Here is a 1823-nt window from a genome sequence, read left to right as displayed (position 1 = left end):
GTGCATGCCGTCCAGGCAGTACGGGTCGTCGAGCTGCGCGGCGACCACCGGGGTGATCCCGAGGCTGATCAGTCGGTGCCGGTCCTCGTCGGCCAGTGTCCGCAGCACCCGCAGCAGCGGCAGGTACGCTGACGACCAGGACTGATACAGCCACTCTTCACCGACCGGCCAGCGGCCGTGGTGGGCCAGCCACGGCAGATGGGTGTGCAGCACCAAGGTGAACAGGCCGGGCACCGGGCTGGCTTCGACTTGTGCTGTACCGCTCACGGCCGCGCCGCAATCGCGATCAGGTCGAGACTGTCGTCGATGTGGTGGGTTTCATCCCGGCCGGCTTCGACGACGTCGAAGTCCGCGGTGGTGACCGCGGCGACATCGCGCGCCAGCTGCACGGGCCACGGCGCGTCGGTCAGCGCACGCCGGATCTGCGCATCGATGACGGAGCCGCCGTGGCGGGCATCCATTCGCCGTAGTGCGGGCCCATGAAAAACCCCGTGCACCTCGTCGACCGTGAAGCCCGCATCGGCGATCAGCGCGCGCAGTTCGGCGGCGTCGAGTTCGCGGGTGTGAAACGGGTTGATCGGGCTGTCCCGGCCGGGGGAGAAGGTGATGCGGTTCGGGGTGGACACCATCAGCAGCCCCTTTCGCCGCAGCACCCGGGCGCATTCGGCGAGGAATTGGGGCTGGTCCCAGAGGTGTTCGATGACCTGGAAATTAACAACCACATCGACGGATCCGCTCGGCAGCGATATCTCGGCGAGGTTGCCCTGCATCGCCTGCACCCGGGGGTAGTGGGCGCGGACATGGGCCACCGCGGCGTCGTCGTAGTCCAGTGCGATCACCCGGCGCGCCATCCGCGCGATCAGGGCGGCGCCGTAACCCTCCCCGCAGCCGGCCTCGAGCACGTCGCGTCCGGCGCAGCGCGGCCCCAGCCGCTGGTAGACCACCTCGTGGCGGCGGAACCAGTAGTTCTCGGTGTCCAGTCCGGGAATGGTGCGCTCCCCGGTCAGCACCAGTGCGGTGTCGCCGGGCGATGCGGTACCGCCGGAGGATGTCGCGGGCTTCATAGCAGAGGCAGGCTACCCCGAAGCGCATGCTTCGCGGACGGACTACCCCGCTGTATGTGGGTGGCGGCCCTCCGCCCACCCCCGGGAAGGCCGGCCATCGGCCCGCTACGCTGTACACGCGAACCGCACGAATTTACTGGCGATCAATATGCGGTGCGGTCGCGTGACGCGTGACCCAGTCCTGCGGCCGGTTGCCGCAGGACCCCTTTCTAAGGAGGACGAGCCACACCGATGACGAACATTGTGGTCCTGATCAAGCAGGTCCCCGACTATGCGGAGCGGAAGTTCAACACCGACGACTTCACCCTGGACCGGGCCGGCACCGACGCGGTGCTGGACGAGATCAACGAGCGTGCCGTCGAGCAGGCGTTGCAGATCAGGGAGAAGGAGGGGAGCGAGGGCAACGGGAACTCGGTGACCTTGCTGACCGCCGGCCCCGAGCGGGCCGGCGACGCGATCCGCAAGGCGTTGTCGATGGGGGCCGACAAGGCGGTCCACGTGCTCGACGACCGCATGCATGGCTCCGACATCATCCAGACCGCCTGGGTGCTGGCACGCGCGCTGGGCACCATCGAGGGCACCGACTTGGTGATCGCCGGCAACGAGTCCAGCGACGGCGCCGGCGGGGCGGTGCCGGCCGTCATCGCCGAGTACCTGGGCTTGCCGATGCTTACCTACGTGCGCAATCTGACGGTCGACGGCGACAGGGTCACCGCCGACCGGGAGACCCCCGACGGGGTGTTCACGCTGGAGGCGACG

The 1823-nt window shown here is 68.6% G+C and carries 2 protein-coding genes and 1 pseudogene; 1 reads left to right on the top strand and 2 read right to left on the bottom strand.

From position 1 onward, the window contains the following. Both AC2VON_RS10620 and AC2VON_RS10615 read right to left on the bottom strand, forming a co-directional pair. Window positions 1-267: pseudogene (locus AC2VON_RS10620) on the bottom strand (1,4-alpha-glucan branching protein); the annotation flags it as partial. Further along, window positions 264-1064, bottom strand: coding sequence for a class I SAM-dependent methyltransferase (locus tag AC2VON_RS10615; protein ID WP_486952920.1), 801 nt, complete (start codon window positions 1062-1064; stop codon window positions 264-266). The pseudogene AC2VON_RS10620 and the gene AC2VON_RS10615, both read right to left, overlap by 4 nt. A gap of 231 nt (window positions 1065-1295) precedes the next feature. Between AC2VON_RS10615 and AC2VON_RS10610 the strand changes: the two genes are divergently transcribed. Next, on the top strand, window positions 1296-1823 hold a 528-nt coding region (locus AC2VON_RS10610), incomplete at its 3' end, for an electron transfer flavoprotein subunit beta/FixA family protein (protein WP_486952919.1).

This window comes from Mycobacterium sp. TH-M82, from assembly GCF_057473605.1.
Note: the sequence above shows the minus strand (reverse complement) of the source record. Positions and strands in the feature narration are given on the sequence as shown.

Coding starts and splice junctions, on each gene's coding strand:
- AC2VON_RS10615 (WP_486952920.1), bottom strand. CDS start 1,064: ATGAAGCCCGCGACATCCTCCGGCGGTACCGCATCGCCCGGCGACACC.